Origin of the sequence: Paenibacillus sp. GYB006 (assembly GCF_036577645.1) — a bacterium.
Lineage (GTDB): Bacteria > Bacillota > Bacilli > Paenibacillales > Paenibacillaceae > Paenibacillus.
This window is the reverse complement of sequence record NZ_JARBDA010000005.1, coordinates 290,682-313,080: the sequence shown is the minus strand read 5'-3', so window position 1 is coordinate 313,080 and position 22,399 is coordinate 290,682. Positions and strand designations below refer to the sequence as shown.

At 43.2% G+C, this 22,399-nt stretch carries 20 protein-coding genes; 18 read left to right on the top strand and 2 right to left on the bottom strand.

The window, feature by feature from the left end; translation table 11 throughout:
* The first annotated feature begins 54 nt into the window (after positions 1 to 54).
* From PV403_RS14815 to PV403_RS14780, 8 genes are all read left to right on the top strand, one after another.
* Positions 55 to 222: a hypothetical protein gene (locus PV403_RS14815; RefSeq protein ID WP_332085138.1), complete on the top strand. Its 168-nt coding sequence runs from the start codon at positions 55 to 57 to the stop codon at positions 220 to 222.
* A gap of 179 nt (positions 223 to 401) precedes the next feature.
* Positions 402 to 908 carry a type 1 glutamine amidotransferase domain-containing protein gene (locus PV403_RS14810; RefSeq protein WP_332085137.1) on the top strand — a complete coding sequence of 169 codons (507 nt, stop codon included), beginning with the start codon at positions 402 to 404 and terminating at the stop codon, positions 906 to 908.
* A gap of 49 nt (positions 909 to 957) precedes the next feature.
* Positions 958 to 1,404, top strand: coding sequence for a hypothetical protein (locus tag PV403_RS14805; RefSeq protein ID WP_332085136.1), 447 nt, complete (start codon positions 958 to 960; stop codon positions 1,402 to 1,404).
* A gap of 750 nt (positions 1,405 to 2,154) precedes the next feature.
* Positions 2,155 to 3,399 carry a histidine--tRNA ligase gene (gene hisS, locus PV403_RS14800; protein ID WP_332085135.1) on the top strand — a complete coding sequence of 415 codons (1,245 nt, stop codon included), beginning with the start codon at positions 2,155 to 2,157 and terminating at the stop codon, positions 3,397 to 3,399.
* A 530-nt stretch (positions 3,400 to 3,929) separates the two neighbouring features.
* A complete protein-coding gene (aspS, locus tag PV403_RS14795) occupies positions 3,930 to 5,708 on the top strand; it encodes an aspartate--tRNA ligase (protein ID WP_213534348.1) in 1,779 nt (592 codons plus the stop codon).
* 22 nt (positions 5,709 to 5,730) lie between these two features.
* Complete coding sequence (locus PV403_RS14790; protein WP_160034420.1) at positions 5,731 to 6,483, top strand: tRNA threonylcarbamoyladenosine dehydratase; 753 nt, start codon at positions 5,731 to 5,733, stop codon at positions 6,481 to 6,483.
* A gap of 111 nt (positions 6,484 to 6,594) precedes the next feature.
* Complete coding sequence (locus PV403_RS14785) at positions 6,595 to 7,896, top strand: NCS2 family permease (protein ID WP_213534346.1); 1,302 nt, start codon at positions 6,595 to 6,597, stop codon at positions 7,894 to 7,896.
* Positions 7,897 to 8,128: 232 nt separating this feature from the next.
* Positions 8,129 to 10,297: a HelD family protein gene (locus tag PV403_RS14780; RefSeq protein WP_332085134.1), complete on the top strand. Its 2,169-nt coding sequence runs from the start codon at positions 8,129 to 8,131 to the stop codon at positions 10,295 to 10,297.
* Between the two features lie 129 nt (positions 10,298 to 10,426).
* On the opposite strand, the gene PV403_RS14775 is transcribed toward PV403_RS14780, so the two are convergent.
* Positions 10,427 to 10,939 (bottom strand): hypothetical protein, encoded by a 513-nt coding sequence (locus PV403_RS14775; RefSeq protein ID WP_332085133.1) that lies wholly within the window; start codon positions 10,937 to 10,939, stop codon positions 10,427 to 10,429.
* 112 nt (positions 10,940 to 11,051) lie between these two features.
* Here PV403_RS14775 and PV403_RS14770 point away from each other — a divergent pair, with 112 nt between their 5' ends.
* From PV403_RS14770 to crcB (PV403_RS14755), 4 genes are all read left to right on the top strand, one after another.
* Entirely contained in the window at positions 11,052 to 11,243 is a 192-nt protein-coding gene (locus tag PV403_RS14770; RefSeq protein WP_332085132.1) for a hypothetical protein, read from the top strand.
* Between the two features lie 48 nt (positions 11,244 to 11,291).
* Positions 11,292 to 12,611, top strand: coding sequence for a replication-associated recombination protein A (locus PV403_RS14765; protein ID WP_332085131.1), 1,320 nt, complete (start codon positions 11,292 to 11,294; stop codon positions 12,609 to 12,611).
* An 84-nt stretch (positions 12,612 to 12,695) separates the two neighbouring features.
* Positions 12,696 to 13,100 carry a fluoride efflux transporter CrcB gene (gene crcB / locus PV403_RS14760; RefSeq protein WP_332085130.1) on the top strand — a complete coding sequence of 135 codons (405 nt, stop codon included), beginning with the start codon at positions 12,696 to 12,698 and terminating at the stop codon, positions 13,098 to 13,100.
* Entirely contained in the window at positions 13,097 to 13,480 is a 384-nt protein-coding gene (crcB, locus tag PV403_RS14755) for a fluoride efflux transporter CrcB (protein ID WP_332085129.1), read from the top strand. Before crcB (PV403_RS14760) ends, crcB (PV403_RS14755) begins: the two co-directional genes overlap by 4 nt.
* 93 nt (positions 13,481 to 13,573) lie before the next feature.
* Here crcB (PV403_RS14755) and mnmA read toward each other — a convergent pair whose 3' ends face one another.
* Positions 13,574 to 14,704: a tRNA 2-thiouridine(34) synthase MnmA gene (gene mnmA, locus PV403_RS14750; protein WP_442951765.1), complete on the bottom strand. Its 1,131-nt coding sequence runs from the start codon at positions 14,702 to 14,704 to the stop codon at positions 13,574 to 13,576.
* Positions 14,705 to 14,982: 278 nt separating this feature from the next.
* Here mnmA and cymR point away from each other — a divergent pair, with 278 nt between their 5' ends.
* From cymR to alaS, 6 genes are all read left to right on the top strand, one after another.
* Positions 14,983 to 15,402 carry a cysteine metabolism transcriptional regulator CymR gene (gene cymR / locus PV403_RS14745; RefSeq protein ID WP_191798711.1) on the top strand — a complete coding sequence of 140 codons (420 nt, stop codon included), beginning with the start codon at positions 14,983 to 14,985 and terminating at the stop codon, positions 15,400 to 15,402.
* 77 nt (positions 15,403 to 15,479) lie between these two features.
* Positions 15,480 to 16,568 carry a cysteine desulfurase family protein gene (locus tag PV403_RS14740; protein ID WP_442951766.1) on the top strand — a complete coding sequence of 363 codons (1,089 nt, stop codon included), beginning with the start codon at positions 15,480 to 15,482 and terminating at the stop codon, positions 16,566 to 16,568.
* 155 nt (positions 16,569 to 16,723) lie between these two features.
* Positions 16,724 to 17,245, top strand: coding sequence for a PRC-barrel domain-containing protein (locus tag PV403_RS14735; protein WP_213534328.1), 522 nt, complete (start codon positions 16,724 to 16,726; stop codon positions 17,243 to 17,245).
* A gap of 11 nt (positions 17,246 to 17,256) precedes the next feature.
* Complete coding sequence (locus PV403_RS14730; RefSeq protein ID WP_160034442.1) at positions 17,257 to 17,466, top strand: hypothetical protein; 210 nt, start codon at positions 17,257 to 17,259, stop codon at positions 17,464 to 17,466.
* Between the two features lie 304 nt (positions 17,467 to 17,770).
* Complete coding sequence (locus PV403_RS14725) at positions 17,771 to 18,841, top strand: AI-2E family transporter (protein WP_213534326.1); 1,071 nt, start codon at positions 17,771 to 17,773, stop codon at positions 18,839 to 18,841.
* Between the two features lie 798 nt (positions 18,842 to 19,639).
* The gene (gene alaS / locus PV403_RS14720; protein WP_332085124.1) at positions 19,640 to 22,261 is read left to right on the top strand and encodes an alanine--tRNA ligase; all 2,622 of its coding nucleotides are present in this window, start codon (positions 19,640 to 19,642) and stop codon (positions 22,259 to 22,261) included.
* The last annotated feature ends 138 nt before the right edge of the window (positions 22,262 to 22,399 follow it).

Here is a 22,399-nt window from a genome sequence, read left to right as displayed (position 1 = left end):
GACATAATAGGAGATATAACCGAAATGATCCGTTAAAAAGAAGGTGCTTTTATTATGCGTCAATCTTTTAAACAAGCGAATATGAGTTACTCATCTTTACTTCTGCCGAGTAGTGTTTCGGAAGCGATGCACCTTGCCAGGCAGGCGTCGAGCAATCTACCCGCTATTTTTGAAACAAGACAATTGGATAAACCGGCAAGGGAAAATATGCCTCGCCCATAAAAGTTATTGCGATCCTCCTGATTGGCTGCTTAATCTCAGTCAAACAAGGGGGATCGCTTTTTTTTGATGCATCGTGATGAAGAGAATATGATCAAGTATTTTCACCTTTTATGTTATAAACTCCGCATAGCAGGGTAATTACATCTCGAGGCACATTAGCCAGAAAGGAGACGATATCGATGAGTAAAATCGCATTTTTATTAGCAGACCAATTTGAAGATTCCGAGATGAAGGTACCTTACGATGAGGTGAAAAAAGCAGGACACGAAGTCGTTATTGTCGGACTTGAAGCAGGTAAGACAGTTAAAGGGAAACAAGAGAAAGCAGAATATAAAGTTGACAAAGCAATTGCAGATGTTAAAGCAAGTGACTTTGATGGTGTAGTCATTCCAGGCGGTTCTTCTCCAGAAGCCCTGCGTGGCAATAAAGACATATTGAATTTTGTAAAAGAAGTAAATCAATCGAAAAAACCAATCGCAGCGATCTGCCATGGTCCACAAATTTTAGCGAGTGCGGAGCTGTTGTCCGGTCGGACGATTACTTCCTATCCACCGCTGAAAGACGACATGGTTAATGCGGGCTCTACATTCGTGGATGAAGAAGTAGTCGTTGATGGTAACTTCATTACTTCCCGTACACCGGAAGATGAACCAGCATTTGTTCGTGAAATTCTAAAAGCAATTTAATTAGATATGTCACTTTACCTGGATACATCACTTTAAAGGAGGGTTTGTCATGTCAAAGAGGATACAAGCGTATTTTAGAACGGAAAATGAGGCAGAAGGAGCAAGAACTTCACTACAGGTCTATGCGACAGAACAGCTTGAGGTTGGTGAATTAGAGTCCGGAGTAGGAAGGGAAAAACATATCCTGCTCCCCTTCGTACCGAATAACGGAGGTTCGGGCACAGCAAGCGGAACTGGAGGAGTTGGGGTAGCAGGTACAGGATCAGCTCAAGGCGTACCTATCGTACCTGTTATTACAAATGATGACCGTGGGGAAGTGACTACTGCTGATATTAACGGTAACCGGGAAGGCGGTATTCTAAATGCGGAGGATGTATCATCAGCGGATCATGACGAACTCCGGTATGTACTTTCTTGTAAAGTGAAAGATGAAGAATATAATGATGTAGTCAACAAAATTCGTCAGAACGGCGGTTTTGTAGAATCATTTGAATAACAAATAGTCAGTCAAGACAACAAGAGCTTTTTCCCAGGGGAAAGGGCTCTTGTTTTGTTATGATTTTTGTTATGATATGTATAGGAATCGACAAAATAATTAAAGCGTTTTCATATTTGTAACATACTTGTAATATAAACAACATCGTTCGTTAATATGGGCTGTTTATAATAACAGCATGACCCCCTTTTTTAATATATTTTTCTTTTAACCTACAAACCGTTTTTGTAGGTTTTTTTCTGTCTTTTTTTAATTGGTCAGCACAATAAGGTAATTTGAAATGGATATCTCTCACCTGTTGTGTAAATTTATGATGTGAAATGCTTGACTTTGAGGTATGGGTTCATTACAATCGAACAATAATAGATAATATAAATGATTCGATGACAGGACCAAGTACTCCGTGCCCCACATGCCTAGAGATGAATCCCTTTGGCTGGAAGGATTCTCATGATGACCGGACGAATGACTTCCTCGAGAACGAGTGGCGAAAGAAAGATGGAATCCTAGATGGGTTTTTGTTTGAGTAGCCATTACGCGCTGACGAGCGTTACACGTTGAAGCGAAGGAATGGCTGGTTTTTTTCATGCCTGTATAAAGGGTGTGTACTAGTTCATCTTTCGAAATGTGGGTGGTACCACGGTAGATTCTTGCGATTCAGCAATCTCTCGTCCCTGTTTCAGTAATGAAACAGTGCGAGGGATTTTTTTGTTGTATAAAGATTGATTAGGATGTAGTGGAGGGATGAAAATGGCTTTTCAAAAACCGACAGGAACTCAGGATTTGTTACCAGGTGTCGTAGAAAAGTGGCAGTATGTCGAAGAGAAAGCAAGGGATCTCTGCAGAAGGTTTAACTACCGCGAAATTCGTACTCCTATTTTTGAACAGACGAACTTGTTTGAACGCGGAGTAGGAGAAACAACGGATATAGTAGAGAAAGAAATGTATACGTTCCGCGATAAAGGGGATCGCAGTATGACACTTCGCCCCGAAGGAACAGCGGGTGTCGTTCGTTCTTATGTAGAGAACAAGTTATATGGAGAACCGGATGTAACCAAATTGTATTACACCGGACCTATGTTCCGTTATGAGCGTCCACAAGCGGGCCGCCAGCGTCAATTTCACCAGTTTGGTGTTGAGGTGTTCGGAGCTGTAGATCCTGCGATTGATGCTGAGGTTATCGCGCTTGGATATCAGTTCTGCCGTGAACTTGGGCTTCAAGGTGTTAGCGTAGAGCTAAACTCTGTAGGAAATGCAGAGAGCCGCGCTGCGTATCGTGAGACTTTGCTTAGCTTCCTTAATCCAATGAAAGAGACCTTATGTAAGGATTGTCAATCTCGGATGGAGCGTAACCCGCTTCGTGTGCTGGATTGCAAAGTGGATCAGGATAAATTTACAGATGCACCTTCTATTTTGGATAGTCTTAGTGAAGAGGAAATGACTCATTTCAAAAAAGTGCAACAATACTTGGATGAAATCGAGATTCCATATACACTCAATCACCGTTTAGTAAGAGGTTTAGATTACTACACCATGACGGCGTTTGAACTCAAAGCCGAAGGAATTGGGGCAATTGATACCATTGGCGGAGGCGGACGATATAACGGTCTGGTGGCTGGTATAGGAGGTCCAGATCAGCCAGGGATTGGTTTTGGTATCGGACTGGAAAGAATCTTACTCATCCTTGATAAACAGGGAGTAGATTTGCAGGCGGTTAAACCACTTGATGTTTATTTTGTAGCTTTAGGTGAAGCTGCTGAACATGAAATAGGAAAACAAATCTTCAAACTGCGTCAAGCAGGTTTCAGTGCAGAACGAGATTATTTGGGCCGTAAAATGAAAGCTCAAATGAAATCTGCCGATCGCTTAAAAGCACGTTACACTGCAATTCTTGGTGATGATGAACTTGAGCGTGGAGAAATTGCGATCAAGTCGATGGAAACCGGTGAGCAACAAGTTGTAAAACTAACAGATATCGAATCCGTATTACGTTAGAAGTTACAACAACTTAACATACAGCTCTATGCGAAGCAGGGCGGAACACGCCGAAGGCTAAGGTCTAAATCACTTGCCCTTACTGTCCTAAGCGAAGCAGGACAGAACACGCCGAAGGCTAAGGGTTTGGATCACTTGCCTTTACTGCTCCAAGCGAAGCAGGGCAGCACACGCCGAAGGCTAAGGGTCTGAATCACTTGCCCTTACTGCCCCAAGCGAAGCGGGACAGAACACGCCGAAGGCTACAAGGGTTTAAACTCTTTTAGATGTTTTTACCGGCGGCTCGAGCAAAGCTGAGCAGTGTACCAGCCGAAGGCGTATTCAGCGCATGGAAGCTGCGCCTTGCGTATTTGCAAAGCAAGTACGCAAGACAAGCAGCGACTCCTTCCACAAACGTAAGTTTTTTCAACCATCCACTACCTGAGATCAGTTCGCTAGTTCCGGGTGTCCAGAGGGCAGCGCCTTCTGGGGTCCTCCCTGTCAGGGAGGATTTAGGTGGGTGCATTATAACTATAAGGGAGCAATCACAAATGAAAAGAAGTCATTATTGCGGTACACTGACGACCGAACATATTGGACAAACGGTAACACTGAACGGATGGGTACAAACTCGCCGTGACTTGGGAGGCGTTCTTTTTATTGACCTGCGTGACCGCAGTGGTATTGTACAGGTTGTATTTAACCCGGCATATTCCGGTGAAGCACTGAGTATTGCAGATCGCGTTCGTTCCGAGTATGTTATTGCCGTATCAGGAACCGTAGTGAAACGTGACGAAGAAACCGTTAACGCAAACTTGCCGACGGGGCAAATTGAAGTGCAAATCACAGAAATCGAAGTACTGAATGCAGCAAAAACACCTCCATTCTTCATTGAAGATGGAATTGAAGTAGATGAGTCTCTGCGTCTGAAATATCGCTATATGGACTTGCGTCGTCCTGAAATGCAAAAAACGCTTAAACTTCGTTCAAAAGCAGCAAAAGTATTCCGTGACTTTTTAGACGGACAAGACTTTGTTGAAGTAGAAACACCAATTCTGACGAAAAGTTCACCAGAAGGTGCACGTGACTATTTGGTACCAAGCCGTGTGCATGATGGAGAGTTCTTCGCTCTTCCACAATCTCCACAAATCTACAAACAGCTGCTAATGGTGAGCGGACTTGAGCGTTACTACCAAATCGCTCGTTGTTTCCGTGACGAAGATCTTCGTGCGGACCGTCAACCTGAATTTACACAAGTCGATATCGAAACTTCCTTCTTGCAGCAGGATGATCTGCTTCCAATGATGGAAGAACTCATGGTTAAATTGTTCCGTGAAACCAAAGGAATTGAACTTGAGACTCCTTTCCAACGTATTACTTATGCTGATGCCATAGGCAAATACGGTTCAGATAAACCGGATCTTCGTTTCGGACTGGAACTGGTAGAAATGAATGATATTGTATCCACAAGCGGAGTGAAAGTATTTGCTTCTGTCATTGAAAAAGGCGGAGAAGTAAAATGCTTAAACGCAAAAGGCTGCGGAACTTGGACGCGTAAAGAGATCGACGATCTTGGACCTTATGCTGCTCGTTATGGAGCTAAAGGGCTTGCATGGATTCAAGTAAAAGAAGGGGAATTCAAAGGACCTATCGTAAAATTCATGTCCCCGGAAGAAATTGAAGCAATTAGAGAACGTACAGGCGCAGAAGATGGAGACTTGCTGTTATTCTCCGCGGATAACAAAAAAGTGGTAGCCGATGTACTCGGGGCGCTCCGTTTGAAAATCGGCCGTGACCTAGGTCTGATCGATGACAACAAATTTAAGTTTGCTTGGGTCGTAGACTTCCCTCTCCTCGGATATGATGAGGATGAAAAACGTTATGTAGCGGAACACCATCCGTTCACACGTCCAAAAGATGAAGACCTTCACCTGTTCGAAACAGATCCAGGTCAGATTCGTGCTCAAGCTTATGACCTTGTACTCAACGGTTATGAAGTAGGCGGTGGTTCGATGCGTATTTACAAACGTGACATCCAAGAGAAAATGTTTAATGCAATTGGTTTGTCTCCAGAAGAAGCAAACGATAAGTTTGGATATCTGATGGAAGCATTTGAATATGGTACACCACCACACGGCGGGATTGCGTTTGGATTTGACCGTCTGGTTATGCTTCTTGCAGGCCGTACAAACTTGCGTGAAACGATTGCTTTCCCGAAAACAGCAAGCGCAACAGATCTGCTTATGAATGCACCTTCCGAAGTTGATGCGAAACAACTCGAGCAACTTCATATCCGAGTGGCACGTAAAGTCAAAGCAGAAAAGAATTAAGTAAGGGGGACAAAAAGTCACCATGCTACATCAATTTTCTAGAACAGAACTTGCCATCGGAGCAGAAGGCCTCGACAAACTCAAGAACAGCACAGTAGCTGTTCTTGGAATCGGGGGCGTAGGTTCTATGGCAGTCGAAGCCCTGGCAAGATCTGGGGTAGGACGGATTATCCTGATCGATAAAGATGTCGTGGATATTACGAATATTAATCGTCAAATTCACGCGCTGACCACAACAATTGGTCAGAAAAAAGCGGATCTAATGGTAGATCGGGTAAAACTCATCAATCCAGAATGTGATGCAATCGCACTAAATATGTTCTACACGGACGAAACCTATGAAGAACTTTTTAAATACGATCTGGATTATGTACTAGATGCGTCCGATACGATTATTTACAAAATCCATCTGATTAAAGAATGCCGTAAGAGAGGTATTCCGATGATCTCTAGTATGGGCGCAGCGAATAAAATGGATCCAACCAAATTTGAGGTTGCGGATATTTCCAAAACATCAATGGATCCCATTGCAAGAGTAATACGCAATAAGCTTCGTAAAGAAGAAGGGATTAAAAAAGGAGTTAAAGTCGTTTTCTCTACCGAACAACCGATAAAGCCGCGTCAAGATGTGACTGAAAAGATTGTTCCCGAAAATGCACCTGAAATTCGTAAAGCAAAGCAGCCTCCGGCTAGCAATGCTTATGTCCCTCCCGTAGTTGGGCTTATTATGGTCAGTGAAGCCATTCGCGATCTGCTCGCTGACATTTCTGTGTAATGTAAGAGAACTATGTACAAACTAGATTTATCCGCGTGAACACTTAACGCTTGGTGTTCACGCTTTTCTATGTCTATAGGTGAATGTAGGAAAGGAAAGAGGAACATAAACATGAAGCAAAATGGGTGGACTCGTTCTCTGGGAATGAGGCAGGATGATGTAGTGAAGAAAGAAATAGGCGCGGGAATCATCTCGTATTTTGCCATTGTGTATATTGTGATGGTTAATGCTTCTATTCTGGCGGATGCGGGAATGCCGCTGCAGGCAGCAATGGTAGGTACGCTTCTGACTTCCATTGCAGGATGTTTACTGATGGCTTTCATCGGTAAATCACCTATTATTGTCGTTCCGGGTATGGGGATTAATGCATTTTTTACGTACACGCTTGTTCACTCTATGAATTTGAGCTGGCAAGAAGCGCTTGCAGTAGTTACCGTAACTGGGATCTTGTTTGCCGTGGTTGCTTTTACGAGTCTATATAAAGTGATCAGTGAGGCAATACCGCACAATCTGCAACATGGAATTACAGTAGGGATTGGACTCTTCCTTACGTTTATCGGGCTGCAGAAGAGCGGGATCGTGGTTGCACATCAAACGACATTTGTTACGATCGGACATTTTGATGACCCAGGAGTGCTGACTGCCTGTATAACTTTACTGCTCGCGTTTGTTCTATTTGTTCGAAATGTGCCTGGAGGTCTACTGATCAGTATGGTATCGGGAACGGCCCTTGCTTATCTGCTGGGAGCGGCGGAACTTCCTGCACAAATGATGTCGGCGGCAGAGCCTCTTCAGCAATATGGCCAGCTCTTCGCTGAGTTGTCATTTGGGGGACTTGTACAGTTATCTTTTTGGATTGCTGTATTTTTACTATTGCTTATTGTCGTCTTCGAGAACATTGGACTCATTGCATCTCACACGAGTATTATTGGCCGGCCTGAAACATTCCCTGGGAGTCTGCGTGCTCTATCCATTACGAATGTGTTTGCCGGTATTTTCGGAACCAGTCCTGTCGTAGCTGCTGCGGAAACAACGGCAGGGATCGCTGCTGGGGGAAGAACCGGACTGACATCGTTTACGACTGCCATACTTTTCTGTGCTACCTTTTTCTTCATTCCTGTTCTTACGCTGATTCCGGATAGTGCAATTGCTCCAATTCTAATTGTAATCGGTGGACTTATGGTACAAAGCGTGAAAGATATGGATTTTTCCGAATACACGGAAGCTTTTCCGGCATTTTTAATTATGGTGATGATTCCATTCACATACAGTATTGTAGATGGGATGGCTTTCGGTTTTATTGCATACCCCGTAGCCAAAATCGCTGCTGGAAAAGCAAAAGAAGTACCTAAAGTCATGTATGGAATTGCGGCCCTGTTTTTACTTAACTTTATTATTTATGCACTCTTGTGAATCAATTTCATAACTCATATAAAGGTGCTGTGAAATTGAATCTTGTAAAATAAATAAGCTGTGAAATTTGTAAATGGAAGCTTCGCCCTAAGTGGCAAGGCTTCTTTCTTTATGCAATGTAGGGACAGGTAAACAGAATAGCTTTTTTCCATCAATTGTGTTATATTGATACTCCTTTTGCGGTACGGATAAACGTCCGAATGCAAAAACAATTCTTAGGAGGTAACTGAACATGGAGGAAACGTTTCAAAGTGCCTATCAAGAAGAAGAACAGAGGCTGAAAAACACAATGAAGGAAGTAGACCGGCAGCTCGCTAAGTTTAAGTCTATACCTGTGTATACAGGGCATGACTTTACAGAGCAAGTGCTTGAAGCAGGACGAGAAGAGCGCCGTCAGCGTCTTTCCAAAATTGTAAAAGAGCCTTATTTCGGACGTCTTGATTTTGAAGAACAAGGCACAAACAAGATGAAGCCGCTATACATTGGCAAGGTTGGTGTAGATCGGGAAGATTATACAGACCAGCCGCTCGTAATCGACTGGCGTGCCCCTATAGCTAGTCTCTTTTATTCCTTTACCGGGGGAGAAGGGCCTGCGGAGTATGAATCTCCAGAAGGGGTCGTAGAAGGACTTGTATATCTAAAACGAAATATCGTCATTAGACAACAAATTTTAGAACGTGTGGCAGATACCTATAATCGGGATAGTGATCAGCCGGCTGTATCGGATGAGTTTCTCGTTTACCGACTAGGTGAGAATAAAGATAATAAACTGCGTGACATTGTATCTACGATTCAGGCTGAACAGGACCGGATCATTCGGGCAGCACGGAATACAGCGCTGATCATACAAGGGGTGGCGGGAAGTGGTAAGACGACCGTTGCTTTGCATAGACTTGCTTTTTTACTGTATCAGTATAAGGAACAAGTATCTGCAGATAAAATGATCATATTTGCACCGAACAATATGTTCCTTGATTATATTTCTAATGTACTGCCTGAACTGGGTGTAGGGGATATTCAGCAGAGTACATTTTCGGACTGGGCTCTTCAAATGCTGAACCTTGATGTACGGCTTGCCGATGCGACAGAGACACTGGATTATTGGTTTGAGAGAGAAGGAGAACTGCCTGAGATTACGGATGAAGTCCCGGGTAGGTTTAAGGGTTCAATGAAGTTCATGGACATCTTGCGTAGCTGTGTAGAGCAGATGGAGATGACCTCGGTTCCTGATATGGATTTCTCTCCATGGGATGGGAAGGTGCTGCCGCGGGCAGAGATTATCAAATGGTTTGACGAGGAATATAAACCTTATCCCCTTGCCAAGCGAAAAGAACGGGTGATGGCCCGGATCCACCGCTGGATCGAGATGGAACTGAAAAAGGCCCCTTCTGTAGCGGTGCAGAAAGAGAGAAAGAAAAAAGCGTCAGCAAGAGAAAAAGCATATGCAAATAAATGGCCCAAATATGAGCCTCTTACTTTGTATAAACATATATTTAAGGTAGCTAAAGGCGGAAGTGTCATTCCAGACGAAATACGAAAGCAGATTCCGCAATCGGTAATGAAATCGACGGCAGCGGATCTCAAGCTAAATGTGGTGCGAGAAGAGGACCTTCCTGCATTGGTTTACTTACACGTACTCGTCAATGAAATTTCAGGCGAACAGCGTTTTGATCATGTTGTTATCGATGAAGCACAAGATTTCTCGCCGTTTCAGATCGCATTATTGGATCTGTTTGTGAAGGGTCACTCATTCACGATTCTTGGCGATTTGTCACAAGGAATTCATGCATATCGGGGAGTTCACCGGTGGGAAGAGATGAGCCAGCTTTTTGCCGAAAAACATAATGATTACTTTGCGCTTACTCGAAGTTACCGATCCACCATGGAGATTATTGAGTTTGCGAATACCATTCTCGAAAAAGGGGTACAAAGCGGCATTACAGCGGTTCCGGTGTTCCGGAGCGGTGACGGGGTTAGGCTTATTGATTATGGAGAGGATTCAAGAAAGAATGCGCTCCAAAAGGCGATGCAGCATCTAATCGATAAGGAATACAGAACGGTTTCCATTGTGACACGTACCCTTCATGAAGCAAAGGAATTATACGAGGAGCTGAAAAGCGCTGGAGTAGAAGTGAATTTAATTGATGATGGGAAAAAGCAGTACGAGGGCGGTTACTCTGTATTGCCTGTGTATTTATCAAAAGGGCTTGAATTCGACGCAGTGATTGTAGCTGATGCCGACCAGGATCACTATGGAAACAGCTCTTGGGATGCGAAACTGCTGTATGTAGGATGTACCCGTGCACTCCATGAGTTGTGGCTTATGAATGGCAGTGAGCGTCCCGTTTACGTGGAGCAAGAAGCAAAAGAAGTGGTAATACACGGCTGGCCAAGCGAATAAGCTGCCTTGTGCCTGAATGTCACTAATAAAAAAAGCTGGAGGGAAAATCATAATCTCATTTATGAGAGATATGCATCGCCCTCAGCTTTTTTGTTTAGAGCTAAAGTTGAAAAGATTTTCTAAGTCATTTTACTCGTTCTCCCGCGATTCTTGGGGTGGGAGCACTATAGCTTGTTTCTTTTTACGATGTAGTTCCCGCTGGTTAAAATAGAGCCGAATAAGATTTACGATCCATAGGACAAGTAAATAAGAGTGGAGTAGTATGGTGAATATGATATCTGTAATAATGTGTTCTAGTGACTTTGATCCGAGTTCTCTCAACAAGGGTATCGAGTCATGATAGATGACTGAAAAATAGATTTGTACAGCACTTGTTACCATTCCGAGAATCGATGTGACTAAATTTGGCCAAAAACTCCTCATCTCGGACGCAATTATTTGATCTGTCAAAACAGCGGTTTTTAGCTCACGATATTCTCTACTAAAGTAGATAGATAAAAGTGTGACAGTCATGACAAGGCAAACAACGTAATGTAACATGAGGATTTCTTTATCATAGTGGTAAGATAGAAAAAAACGACCTAATAAAATGATATTAACGGATAGGGCTGCGGTAATCGGATAATATTTTGAAATTTTCATAAAAGAGTCCCTCTTATATTTTGTTTAGATTAACTAATATTACCATATAAAAAAGGGTTTCATGCGGCTGAACTGGAATGTTAGAAAATAAGTTTGTTATGGAGGTGTTCTCATGAGATGTGGCGCCAAACGGTACGTCGTGATTACAGAAGCAGGCGGTCAAACGAAAGAAACGATTGTAAAAGCCAGAACTGCCATAGAAGCAAGAAAAGTGATTCGTAAACAATATGGACCCTCGGTTCCCATTCAGAATGTATATGTATTGCCAGAAGAACAAGCTCAAGAAGGCACTATGTTATCATAGAAGATAGAGTGTTTAAGGGCTTAAGTAAGTAAAGGAAGTGAATGCATCATGGATTTATTCTCGTTTAGTCAGGATTCAGAGCCGAAAGCAAGGCTTCTTGCTGACCGGATGCGGCCACAGAACCTAGATGAATATATTGGTCAGGAACATATCGTAGGTCCGGGAAAGCTGCTTAGACGAGCGATTGAAGCAGACCAGGTATCTTCCATTCTTCTGTATGGACCGCCTGGATGCGGAAAAACAACACTTGCACACATTATTTCTCATCATACAAAGGGACATTTCGTTCGTCTTAATGCGGTTGATGCGACGGTTAAAGATGTTCGCGAAGTGATAGATCAAGCCCAGAATAATAAAGCAATGTATGGAACGAAGACGATCTTGTTTCTGGATGAAGTCCACCGTTTTAACAGCTCAAGGCAGGATGCGCTTCTTCCTGCTGTCGAGAAAGGGACGATTATTTTTATCGGTGCAACAACGGAAAATCCTTTTCACTATGTAAATGGGGCCCTTCTCAGCCGTTCGACTTTGTTTCAGCTGGAATCTTTAACGAAGGAACATTCATTAGTAGCGATGAGAAGAGCACTACAGAACCCAGAAAAAGGGCTTGGATTTATGGATCTTGCAGCCGATGATGAAGCTCTTCTTCATATTGCCACGATGGCGAATGGGGATATTCGCAGAGCGCTGAATGCGCTTGAACTGGCGGCGCTCACTACGCCTCCCCAGCAGGACGGAACGGTGCATATTACGCTTGCGGTAGCGGAGGAATCGATACGCCGGCCGATTGTAAAAGCGGACGAGTCAACCCAGTATGACGTTTTATCCGCCTTTCATAAAAGTATCCGCGGATCAAGTGATGCCGCTTTATTCTGGTTTTTATATGCTGTAGAAAAGCTCGGTATGGACCCGATGGTATTTATCCGCAGACTGATTGCGGCAAGCAGTGAAGATATTGGACTGGCTAGTCCAAATGCAATGGTACAGGCTGTTGCTGCACTGGATGCCTACCGAAATAACGGCTGGCCTGAAGCTAAGCTGAATATTGCGCAGGCTATATTGTTTGCTGTGGAAAGTCCAAAATCGAACCGGGTATATACAGCCATATCAAGCGCGATGAATGCGATTGAGGACCTGAAGTCTGCCGATGTTCCTTTACATCTTAGAGATGGTCATTACAAAGGTTCAGTACAGCTTGGTCATGTAGGCTATCAATATCCGCATCATTTCCCGGGACATTATGTAGAGCAGCAGTATTTGCCTAAAGAAATTAGTAATTACGTTTTCTATGAAGCTTCGGAACAAGGGAATGAAGCGAAGATTAAGATTAACCAGGACCGTAGGCGTATACGTAATCAAGGGCGTTGACCATAGAATTAAATGAGGACGGGCATAGAGAGATTTGTGTTGGTTCTAGCCCTAGCAATGTGTACAGAGGAGAATTTCGGAGTTATGAGAGAACTGATATATGTAGGAGCAGGTGGTTTTCTGGGCACCGTTCTTAGGTATGGAGTCCAGTTAGGGCTGGAACCTGCATCTTCTAACTTTCCACTAGCGGTGCTAATGATCAATTTAGCAGGGTGCTTTTTTCTAGGGTGGTTTTTCACCATTACCCCTGTGAAGTGGCAGATCTCTGCTGAATGGAGATTACTTATCGGTACAGGGTTTACGGGTGCATTTACGACCTTCTCTACTTTTTCGGTAGATAGTATTCATCTGTTTCAGGGTCGTCAAGTGGGTCTAGCAGTAAGCTATATTTTGCTCAGTGTTGTTATTGGGCTGCTCATGAGCCTCATCGGTATAAAAGCAGGGGAACGGATGATTCCCTCCCGCTATCCAAGGGAGAGTAAGCGATGATTTGGTTAGCAGGATTGGGCGGGATTGCCGGAGCAATTATGAGATACTCGTTAGGACGTTACATCATGAAAAGGGTACACGATGATTCGCCGCATCCATTTCCTTTGGGAACATGGGTTATTAATATCAGCGGATCGCTTTTGCTTGGTGTATTGTTCGCTTTATCAAAAGCAGAGTTGTTATCCTCTGTATGGTGGGCAGTGCTTGGCACTGGATTTTGCGGAGCGTATACCACGTTCTCCACATTCGGGTATGAGACGATGCAGCTGATTACTGCAAATAAGGTACGCAAGGCTTGCATGTATGTGATCAGTTCGGTTACGCTCGGACTTATCGCTGCTTGGATCGGAATTTGGGTTGTCAGCATCTTCATTCATTAAGGGATAGAATGGAGAAGATTTTTCTTATAGGCAGGAAAAAAGCCATCCTTCATGGTAATACATGAGGGATGGCTTATATTTTAGAATTCTGTTTTATACCAGGATGTTAGACTCATAGGGCACTTTTTCAACTTGATCAATCGTTCCGCCTCCAAGACAAACGTCACCATCATAGAAAACAACGGCTTGTCCCGGGGTGATCGCTTTTTGCTGTTGATCAAAAGCAACATGAACAGTACCGTCTTCACGCCATGTCAGAGTAACGCCTTGATCAGGCTGACGATATCTGAATTTGGCAGTGCAATGGAATGGTTCCTTCGGCGTTTGGTCGCTGCCCGCAATCCAGTTCACATCTGTCGCAATAAGTCCTGTTGAATACAGGCTAGGATGCTGATCTCCTTGAACGACATAAAGAATGTTCTTCGTAAGATCTTTGTCAGCTACAAACCAAGGTTGTCCGTTACCTGAACCGCCGATACCCAGACCTTGACGCTGCCCAAGGGTGTAGTACATGAGTCCATCGTGACGGCCTTTTACTTCACCACTTTCGATGTCCACCATGTCTCCGGATTTAGCTGGCAAATAACCAGAAAGGAATTCTTTGAAATTACGTTCACCTATAAAACATACGCCTGTACTGTCTTTTTTCTTGGCAGTATATAGACCTGCCTCCTCCGCTAAGCGCCGAACTTCCGGTTTAGGAAGGTGCCCGATAGGGAACATGGCTCTTGAAAGCTGTTCTTGACTGAGGGCATTTAGGAAGTAAGTTTGATCCTTGTTATTGTCTACGCCGCGAAGAAGAGTGTATTTCCCATCTTCTTGAACGAGTCTTGCATAATGTCCTGTTGCCACATAATCTGCGCCAAGATCAAGCGCTTTGTTAAGAAACTCTCCGAACTTGATCTCGCGGTTGCACATGACATCAGGATTCGGTGTCCGTCCGGACTTATATTCATCGAGGAAATAGGAAAATACTTTATCAAAATATTCCTTCTCGAAGTTAACTGTATAATAAGGGATATCCAGTTGTTCACAGACGCGGCGGACATCTTCCGCATCATCTTCTGCCGTGCAGTGTCCGAATTCATCGGTGTCGTCCCAGTTTTTCATGAAAATACCGATGACGTCGTAACCCTGCTCTTTGAGTAGCAGTGCTGTGACGGAGGAATCAACGCCTCCCGACATGCCGACGATGACGCGGGTGTTTTTGTTGTCGTTAGACATCGTCATCACCATCTTTAATTAGAATGTTTTTACGCGTTTTATTGTAACACATTCGTGGTTAACTTACGATAGAATGGAAAAGCTGTATTTATGTCCTTCCAGGACGGACATTTTTACTATTATCGTCAAGGTTTATTTTCCATATTCAGCATTCTTATGTTACCATTATCAAAGGGTTATGATCGGAATAGAGTGGATTGGTGAAATATAGAAAAAGACAAAGAGACTTTTACTGATATAACAAACAAATGACTATAAATTAATGAGGTGTACCTACTTTGAAAATATCAACCAAAGGCCGTTATGGATTAACAATTATGATGGAACTCTCTGGTCGTTTTGGCGAAGGACCAACTTCACTGAAAAGTATTGCAGAGAAAAATCAACTTTCAGAACATTATCTAGAGCAACTGATAGCTCCTCTTCGTAATGCGGGACTTGTAAAAAGTATTCGCGGTGCGTACGGCGGATATATTTTAGCTCGTGAACCTTACACGATTACAGCAGGAGACGTAATACGTGTACTCGAAGGACCGATCTCACCGGTTGACTTTACAGAAGAAGATGATCCGGCAAAACGTGATTTATGGATCCGCATCCGAAACAGTATTGCAGATGTACTCGATTCGACGACGTTACAAGATCTCATATCTTATAAAGAAAAATCCGACGCGGATAACTATATGTTCTATATTTAATGCGGGGTGAAAAGAAAGTGAATATCTACTTGGATCATGCTGCATCTACTCCTGTGCATCCAGAAGTTGCCACTGCAATGTTTGAGGTAATGACTGGCCAGTTCGGTAACGCATCAAGCGTGCACGCTTTCGGGCGTGCCGCGAAGCGTTCCGTAAGTGAAGCGAGGGATAAGATGGCGGCTTATTTGGGCTCTTCTCCGGACGAACTTGTGTTCACTTCAGGCGGAACAGAAAGTGATAATTTAGCCATCTTTGGTATAGCAGCTGCTGCGCAGCATAAAGGAAAACATATCATCACAAGTCAAATTGAGCATCATGCGGTGCTTCATGCCCTTGCATCACTGGAGAAGCAAGGATATGAAGTTACTTATCTCCCTGTTGATTCCTATGGAATGATCGACACAGCTGACGTAGAGGCAGCGATCAGACCGGATACGATTTTAATTAGCATCATGTATGTCAATAATGAAGTAGGCACGGTCCAGAATATTGAGGAGATTGGCCGGATTGCAAAAGCTCACGACATTCCTTTCCATGTGGATGCCGTTCAAGCATTGGGATCTATTCCAATACATCTGCATCAGCTGCCTGTAGATTTGATGAGTTTTTCTGCTCACAAAATCAACGGACCTCAAGGAATCGGGCTGCTATATGTACGTAAAGGAATGAAGCTTGAGCCGATGAACCATGGCGGGCTGCAGGAACGCAAGCGCCGTGCGGGTACTGAAAATATGGCGGGGATCGTGGGTTTTGCTAAAGCACTGGAACTCCTGGAGAAGACGATGGAGGAACGGATGCTTCAGGATGCGGCTCTGCGTCAATTTTTTATTGAAGAGCTACAAAAAGAAGCAGGAGAAAATGCGGTCGTTGTAAACGGACATCCGCAGCAAACGGTATCACACATTGTGAATGTCAGTTTTCCAGAAGTGAAAACAGAAACGATGCTGATGAATTTGGATGTAGAAGGGATTGCTGCGGCAAGCGGCTCGGCCTGTACATCTGGTTCTCTTGAACGTTCTCATGTCCTTGAAGCTATGAATTTGCCAAAAGAAATTATGGATTCAGCGATTCGATTTAGCTTTGGTTTGGGTAATAGTAAAAAAGATTTGGAATATACGGCAAAAAAAGTTGGAACCATCCTGAAACGCCTGCGTAGTAGAGCGTAAGGGTTTCCTTGTACAAGGACGAAGGAGGGATTATTACGTCTGTTGTCACCAGCCTAAGTGGAAAGGTATCTAATCTTAATATGTTTTCTTGTGCATACTAAGATGAGCATACGATTTCATAATTGACTCTAGGTGATGGAAGGGATAATCCTGTCATGAAATTTCAAGAAATGATTGGACTTGCTGTATTCGATATCGAAGAAGGCAAGAAGATCGGTAAAATTTGCGATTTTATTTTAACAACAGATTGGCAGCTTACCGGAATTGAATTGGATGGAAGATCTCTTTTTTCTAAACAAGTCAAAACGGTGTCTTGGGAAGACATCCTTGCTTATGGCAACGATGCTGTGATGATTCGAAACAAACAGGCTGTCCGTAAAACGGAAGCTGACAACATAAAATATAGTTATTTAAAAGGACATCATAAACTCAGGGATATGACCGTGATGACGCAGGAAGGTCTGCAACTCGGACGGATCACAGATGTTTATTTTGACCAAAAAATGGGGAAGAATATATTAGGACTTGAAATCAGTGATGGTTTTGTAATGGATCTGATGGAAGGTCGAAAATGGTTGCCTCGCACGGATGAAATGAAGATAGGTGAACATACAGTCGTAGTTCCTACGGCAAGCGAGCAGCATTTAGTAGATGCTATTCATTCTGTTAACGGATAGGTGGAAATGTAATGAAATGTCCAAATTGTAACTCTAAAGATATAGGTAAAATTGGTTCTCATCAATTCTATTGTTGGGGATGTTTTATAGAACTAAATGTAAATGGGGAAAAAATGTCGGTGTATCAAGTAGAAGAAGACGGTACACTGAGTTCACTTGACGATCTTTTCTTTGGAGAAGAGATCGTTCAGGAGTATCCAGGAATCCATCTTGCTCCTTAACCTTTGTTAATAACTTCCTCTATAAACGGTCTGGCACACTTTTGTCGTTGATATGACTTGATTGTAGTTTAGCACTTCTGATTAGAGGCAGGGCAAGGTACATAGGGGATGAAAAATCAAATATAATAGAATGCTTTTCTATATAGAAACACTTGCGCAGCTTGAGATGATTTTTTCGAGCTGTACAAGTGTTTTTATATTTTTATAGATGAGGTAAGCAGATTTCCCCTCGATCTTCAGGATTAATTTATCCACTCATTACATATACTTACAAGGATAAGCCTGTCCGAGGAGGAAACTTACTGTGGAACAACTATCGAAAAACAAGCTGTTCCGTTACGGACTGCTCGTGCTGTTGGCCCTCGTCATTCTGTATTTTGTGTGGCTGCTGCGTCCCATGCTGCTGGGAATTTACGGTTTTTTAAAAGCCATATTTGCCCCTTTTCTAGTGGCATTAATTATTTCATATGTTCTTAATCCGATTGTTTCTATGCTTGGGGGACGTAAAGTTCCGCGTACCATCGCGGTTCTGCTCATCTACGCTGTATTTCTGACATCTTTGGCTGTTATTTTGATGAATGTCATACCGATGTTTATAGAACAATTGGAGCAACTGAATGAACATTTGCCTGAGCTGAATATGCATGCTCAAAGCTTGCTGAATAATATGAACAGTAATCTCATTCCACCAGGCGTTCGTGTAGGAATCAATGGCTGGATGTATCAGATGGAGAATAAGCTGGCTTCCGGGATTTCTGTCTTTATGGATAATATCGGGGCTACCATCAGCACCATTTTCAATATTTTCATCGTACCTTTCTTAATCTTTTATATGCTGAAAGATTTTGATGTGATGGAAAAAGCCGTTGTTTCTTATTTACCCCGGACGCAGCGGAAATCGATTGTTATGCTTCTCAAAGAGATTGATACTGCTCTTGGTAATTATATAAGAGGACAATTCCTAGTGTGTATTATTGTGGGTGTATTTGCCTATATTGGATATATGGTGATTGGTATGCCTTATGCACTTATTCTAGCAAGTATGGTGAGTGTGTTTAACATTGTCCCTTATTTGGGACCGTTTCTTGGGGCAGCACCTGCCGTAGTGATGGCTTCAACCATATCCGTAAAAATGTTGATCTTCGTCATTGTCGTAAATACACTATGCCAAATTCTCGAAAGTAATGTGATCTCTCCTCAGGTTGTGGGGAGAACACTTCATTTACATCCACTGACCATTATTTTTGCCCTGCTGGTAGGGGGAGAACTGGCAGGTATTGTGGGGTTAATTCTGGCTGTCCCGGTCTTTGCGGTGTTAAAGGTGGTATGCCAGCATTTCTTTTTGTACTATATCAAGCGTAAAACCATTGAGTAGCGAAGGAACTAGGAGTACTGAAATAGAGCTGATTTATTCTCAGATATGCCTCTGCAAAAGGTCCTTAATGGACCAGTGAAGAATCAGTAAAGAACCTGATGAGCTCAGCCTGCTTGCATTGACACCATTCTGCTCTAAAGATATAATCGGATATATATGTATATCGTAAAATACAGTGATGAAATCAAGTACGTCAGGGTGTTTCTACAGAGAAGGGACTCCTACTATCTAAGGTACGAAGTGCTTTTTGGATAGCAGGCTGGAAGAGTCCTGAAATGAAGCGGCGGAAAGCTAATTTCGGAGTGCGGTTAAAAGCCGCCGGATGACCTCCGTTATCGGGTTCTAACAAGGCGATCGCTAGTTTTACTCTTTTGCTCAGGACATGCTTGCTGCATAGTTCTTGCATTAGAATGTAATGGCGATAACCAGGGTGGTACCGCGAACTTCTCGTCCCTGATTTATTCAGGGGCGTTTTTTTGTTTTTTACTTGAGAAGTTCCGCTCGTTTTTTTGTATCTGTTACTCCTGTTTTTAGTGTAGGGAGTAACCTTTTCAATCTTTATATTTTTTAGCCCGGAAGATATGTCACCGCTACCCGTTAGCGTAATGACCAGCATGTTTGAAGAAGCGAAGCGTTCGTATTTGGTTCTGAAATGATTAGAGCAGGAAGCAATACTGGATCAGAGATTTCAGAAACAACGACGATCGGAAAACAAGCTGGGCATGAAGCGGCCTAAATTAGCGGGCAGGTAATCTTTTCGGCTAATCCAATATACAATTTAAACCGGAGGTTATGACCATGAAGGCAAGTGAAATCCGTTCCAAATGGATCGAGTTTTTCAAAACCAAAAATCATAAAATTGAACCGAGTGCATCGCTTGTACCTCATAACGATCCTTCTCTATTATGGATCAATGCAGGTATGGCGCCGCTTAAGCCTTACTTTGACGGCCGTGTAAAACCGGAGAATCCGCGTATTGCTAACTCTCAAAAATGTATTCGTACCAACGATATTGAGAATGTAGGGAAAACACGCAGACACCATACGTTCTTTGAGATGCTGGGGAACTTCTCCATCGGCGACTATTTCAAAGAAGAAGCAGTAACTTGGGCATGGGAATTCTTGACCGATAAAAAATGGATCGGATTTGATCCGGAGCGCTTGTCAGTTACGGTGTATCCAGAAGACGAAGAGGCTTTCAAACTGTGGAATGAAAAAATCGGTCTGCCTGCAGAACGTATTATTAAATTAGAAGAGAATTTCTGGGACATCGGTGAAGGTCCATGTGGTCCATGTACGGAAATTTTCTATGATCGCGGAGAAGCGTACGGTAATGATCCTGAAGATCCAGAACTGTATCCTGGCGGGGAAAATGAACGTTATCTTGAAGTATGGAATCTGGTATTCTCCCAGTTCAACCATAACAAAGATGGCAGCTACACTCCGCTTCCGAACAAGAACATTGATACGGGTGCTGGACTCGAGCGTTTTGCATCTATTTTGCAAAACGTAGATTCTAACTTTGATACAGATCTATTTCAGCCCACTATTCAGCGTACAGCAGAAATGGCTGGTGTGAAATATAACGACAGTGTAGAAACTGATGTAGCTCTGAAAGTAATTGCTGACCATGTTCGTACGGTTGCTTTTGCTGTAGGTGATGGTGTACTTCCTTCTAATGAAGGTCGTGGATATGTTATCCGCAGATTGCTGCGCCGTGCAGTACGTTACGGAAAAGTGCTTGGGCTCGATCGTCCGTTCATGTATGAGCTGACTCAGCAGGTTGCTGATGTAATGGGCGTATACTACCCAGAGGTTGTAGAAAAACGCGAATTCATCGCGAAGGTAATCAAAACAGAAGAAGAACGTTTCCATGAAACGCTAAGCGATGGTCTTGCTATTCTTGCGGAGATTAGCGGACAAGCAAAAGCAAACGGACAAAATATGATCAGCGGCAGCGATGCTTTTAAATTGTATGATACTTATGGTTTCCCATTTGATCTTACTGAAGATTATGCAGCGGAACATGGACTTACGGTTGACCGCGAAGGCTTCGATAAGGCGATGGAAGAACAACGGAATCGTGCACGTTCAGCACGCCAAGATAACGCGAGTATGAAAATTCAAGGCGGAGCGATCTCGGAGCTTACGGTTAAAAGTGAATTTGTTGGATATAATGACCTCGTGACCGAAGCCAAAGTCGTAGCCATTATTCGTGACGAACAGATGGTGGATTCCGTAAGTGAAGGCGATACTTGTCAGATCGTTCTAGACCGTACTCCTTTCTATGCCGAAAGCGGCGGTCAAGTGAGTGACGAAGGTATTTTGCGCGGTGAAAGTGTATTTGCTAAAGTAAAAGGTCTCTTCAAAGCGCCTCTTGGACAACATGTTCATATGGCAACCATCGATTCTGGGGAACTTCGTGTTGGAGATTCCATCAAGGCTGAAGTAGATAAAACCAGTCGTGAAGCGATTGTAAAAAATCATACAGCAACACATTTGCTGCATAAGGCACTAAAAGAAGTGTTAGGAGACCATGTTAATCAGGCAGGTTCCCTTGTAGAACCAGGACGCTTGCGGTTTGACTTCTCTCACTTTGGCGGCATTACACCAGAAGAACTGGCTGTTATTGAACGTAAAGTAAACGAACAAATCTGGAGACAAATTCCGGTTGTTATCGAATACAAATCCATTGACGAAGCAAAAGCAATGGGTGCTATGGCTCTATTCGGCGAAAAGTACGGTGATATTGTTCGCGTTGTACAGGTGGGTGATTACAGCCTTGAACTGTGCGGAGGTTGTCATGTGAATAATACGTCGGAGATTGGTTTGTTTAAACTTGTGAGTGAAAGCGGAATTGGGTCTGGCGTAAGACGGATCGAGGCTTTGACAGGACGCGGTGCATATGAATACATGGAAAGTCAATTAGATCTTTTGAAACAAGCAGCAGCTTCGCTTAAATCAAATCTAAATGATGTGCCAAAACGTATTGATGCAATGCATGCTCAAGTCAAGGAACTCACTCGTGAGAATGAATCTTTACAAGGAAAACTTAGCTCCATTGAAGCAGGACAACTTACGGATAAAGTAGTTCAGCATGGAGATACCAAAGTACTTACGGCTCGCGTTGAAGCAGCGGGAATGGATACACTTCGTACACTGGCAGATGAGCTTAAAGTGAAATTGCCTGATACGGTGATTGTTCTTGGTGCTGCAGCAGAGGAGAAAGTTAACTTCGTTGTCATTGTCCCACAAGACCAGGTGAAAAAAGGCCTGCATGCCGGTAAAATCGTGAAAGAAGTCGCTGCAGTATGCGGAGGCGGAGGCGGTGGACGCCCTGATATGGCTCAAGCTGGCGGTAAAGATGCGGCTAAACTTGATGAAGCACTTCGTCTTGCTGAACAAATTATTGCGGGATAAGGTTTTATAACGTTTACAAAAAACATAATATTCTCACTTTCCTGCTATATTTACAGAGGACAGAATATGTTATTATAAAGAAGAAATCAATTCGGCATACCAAAATGAATAATTTTGATTTATGCAGAAGCGAGGTGT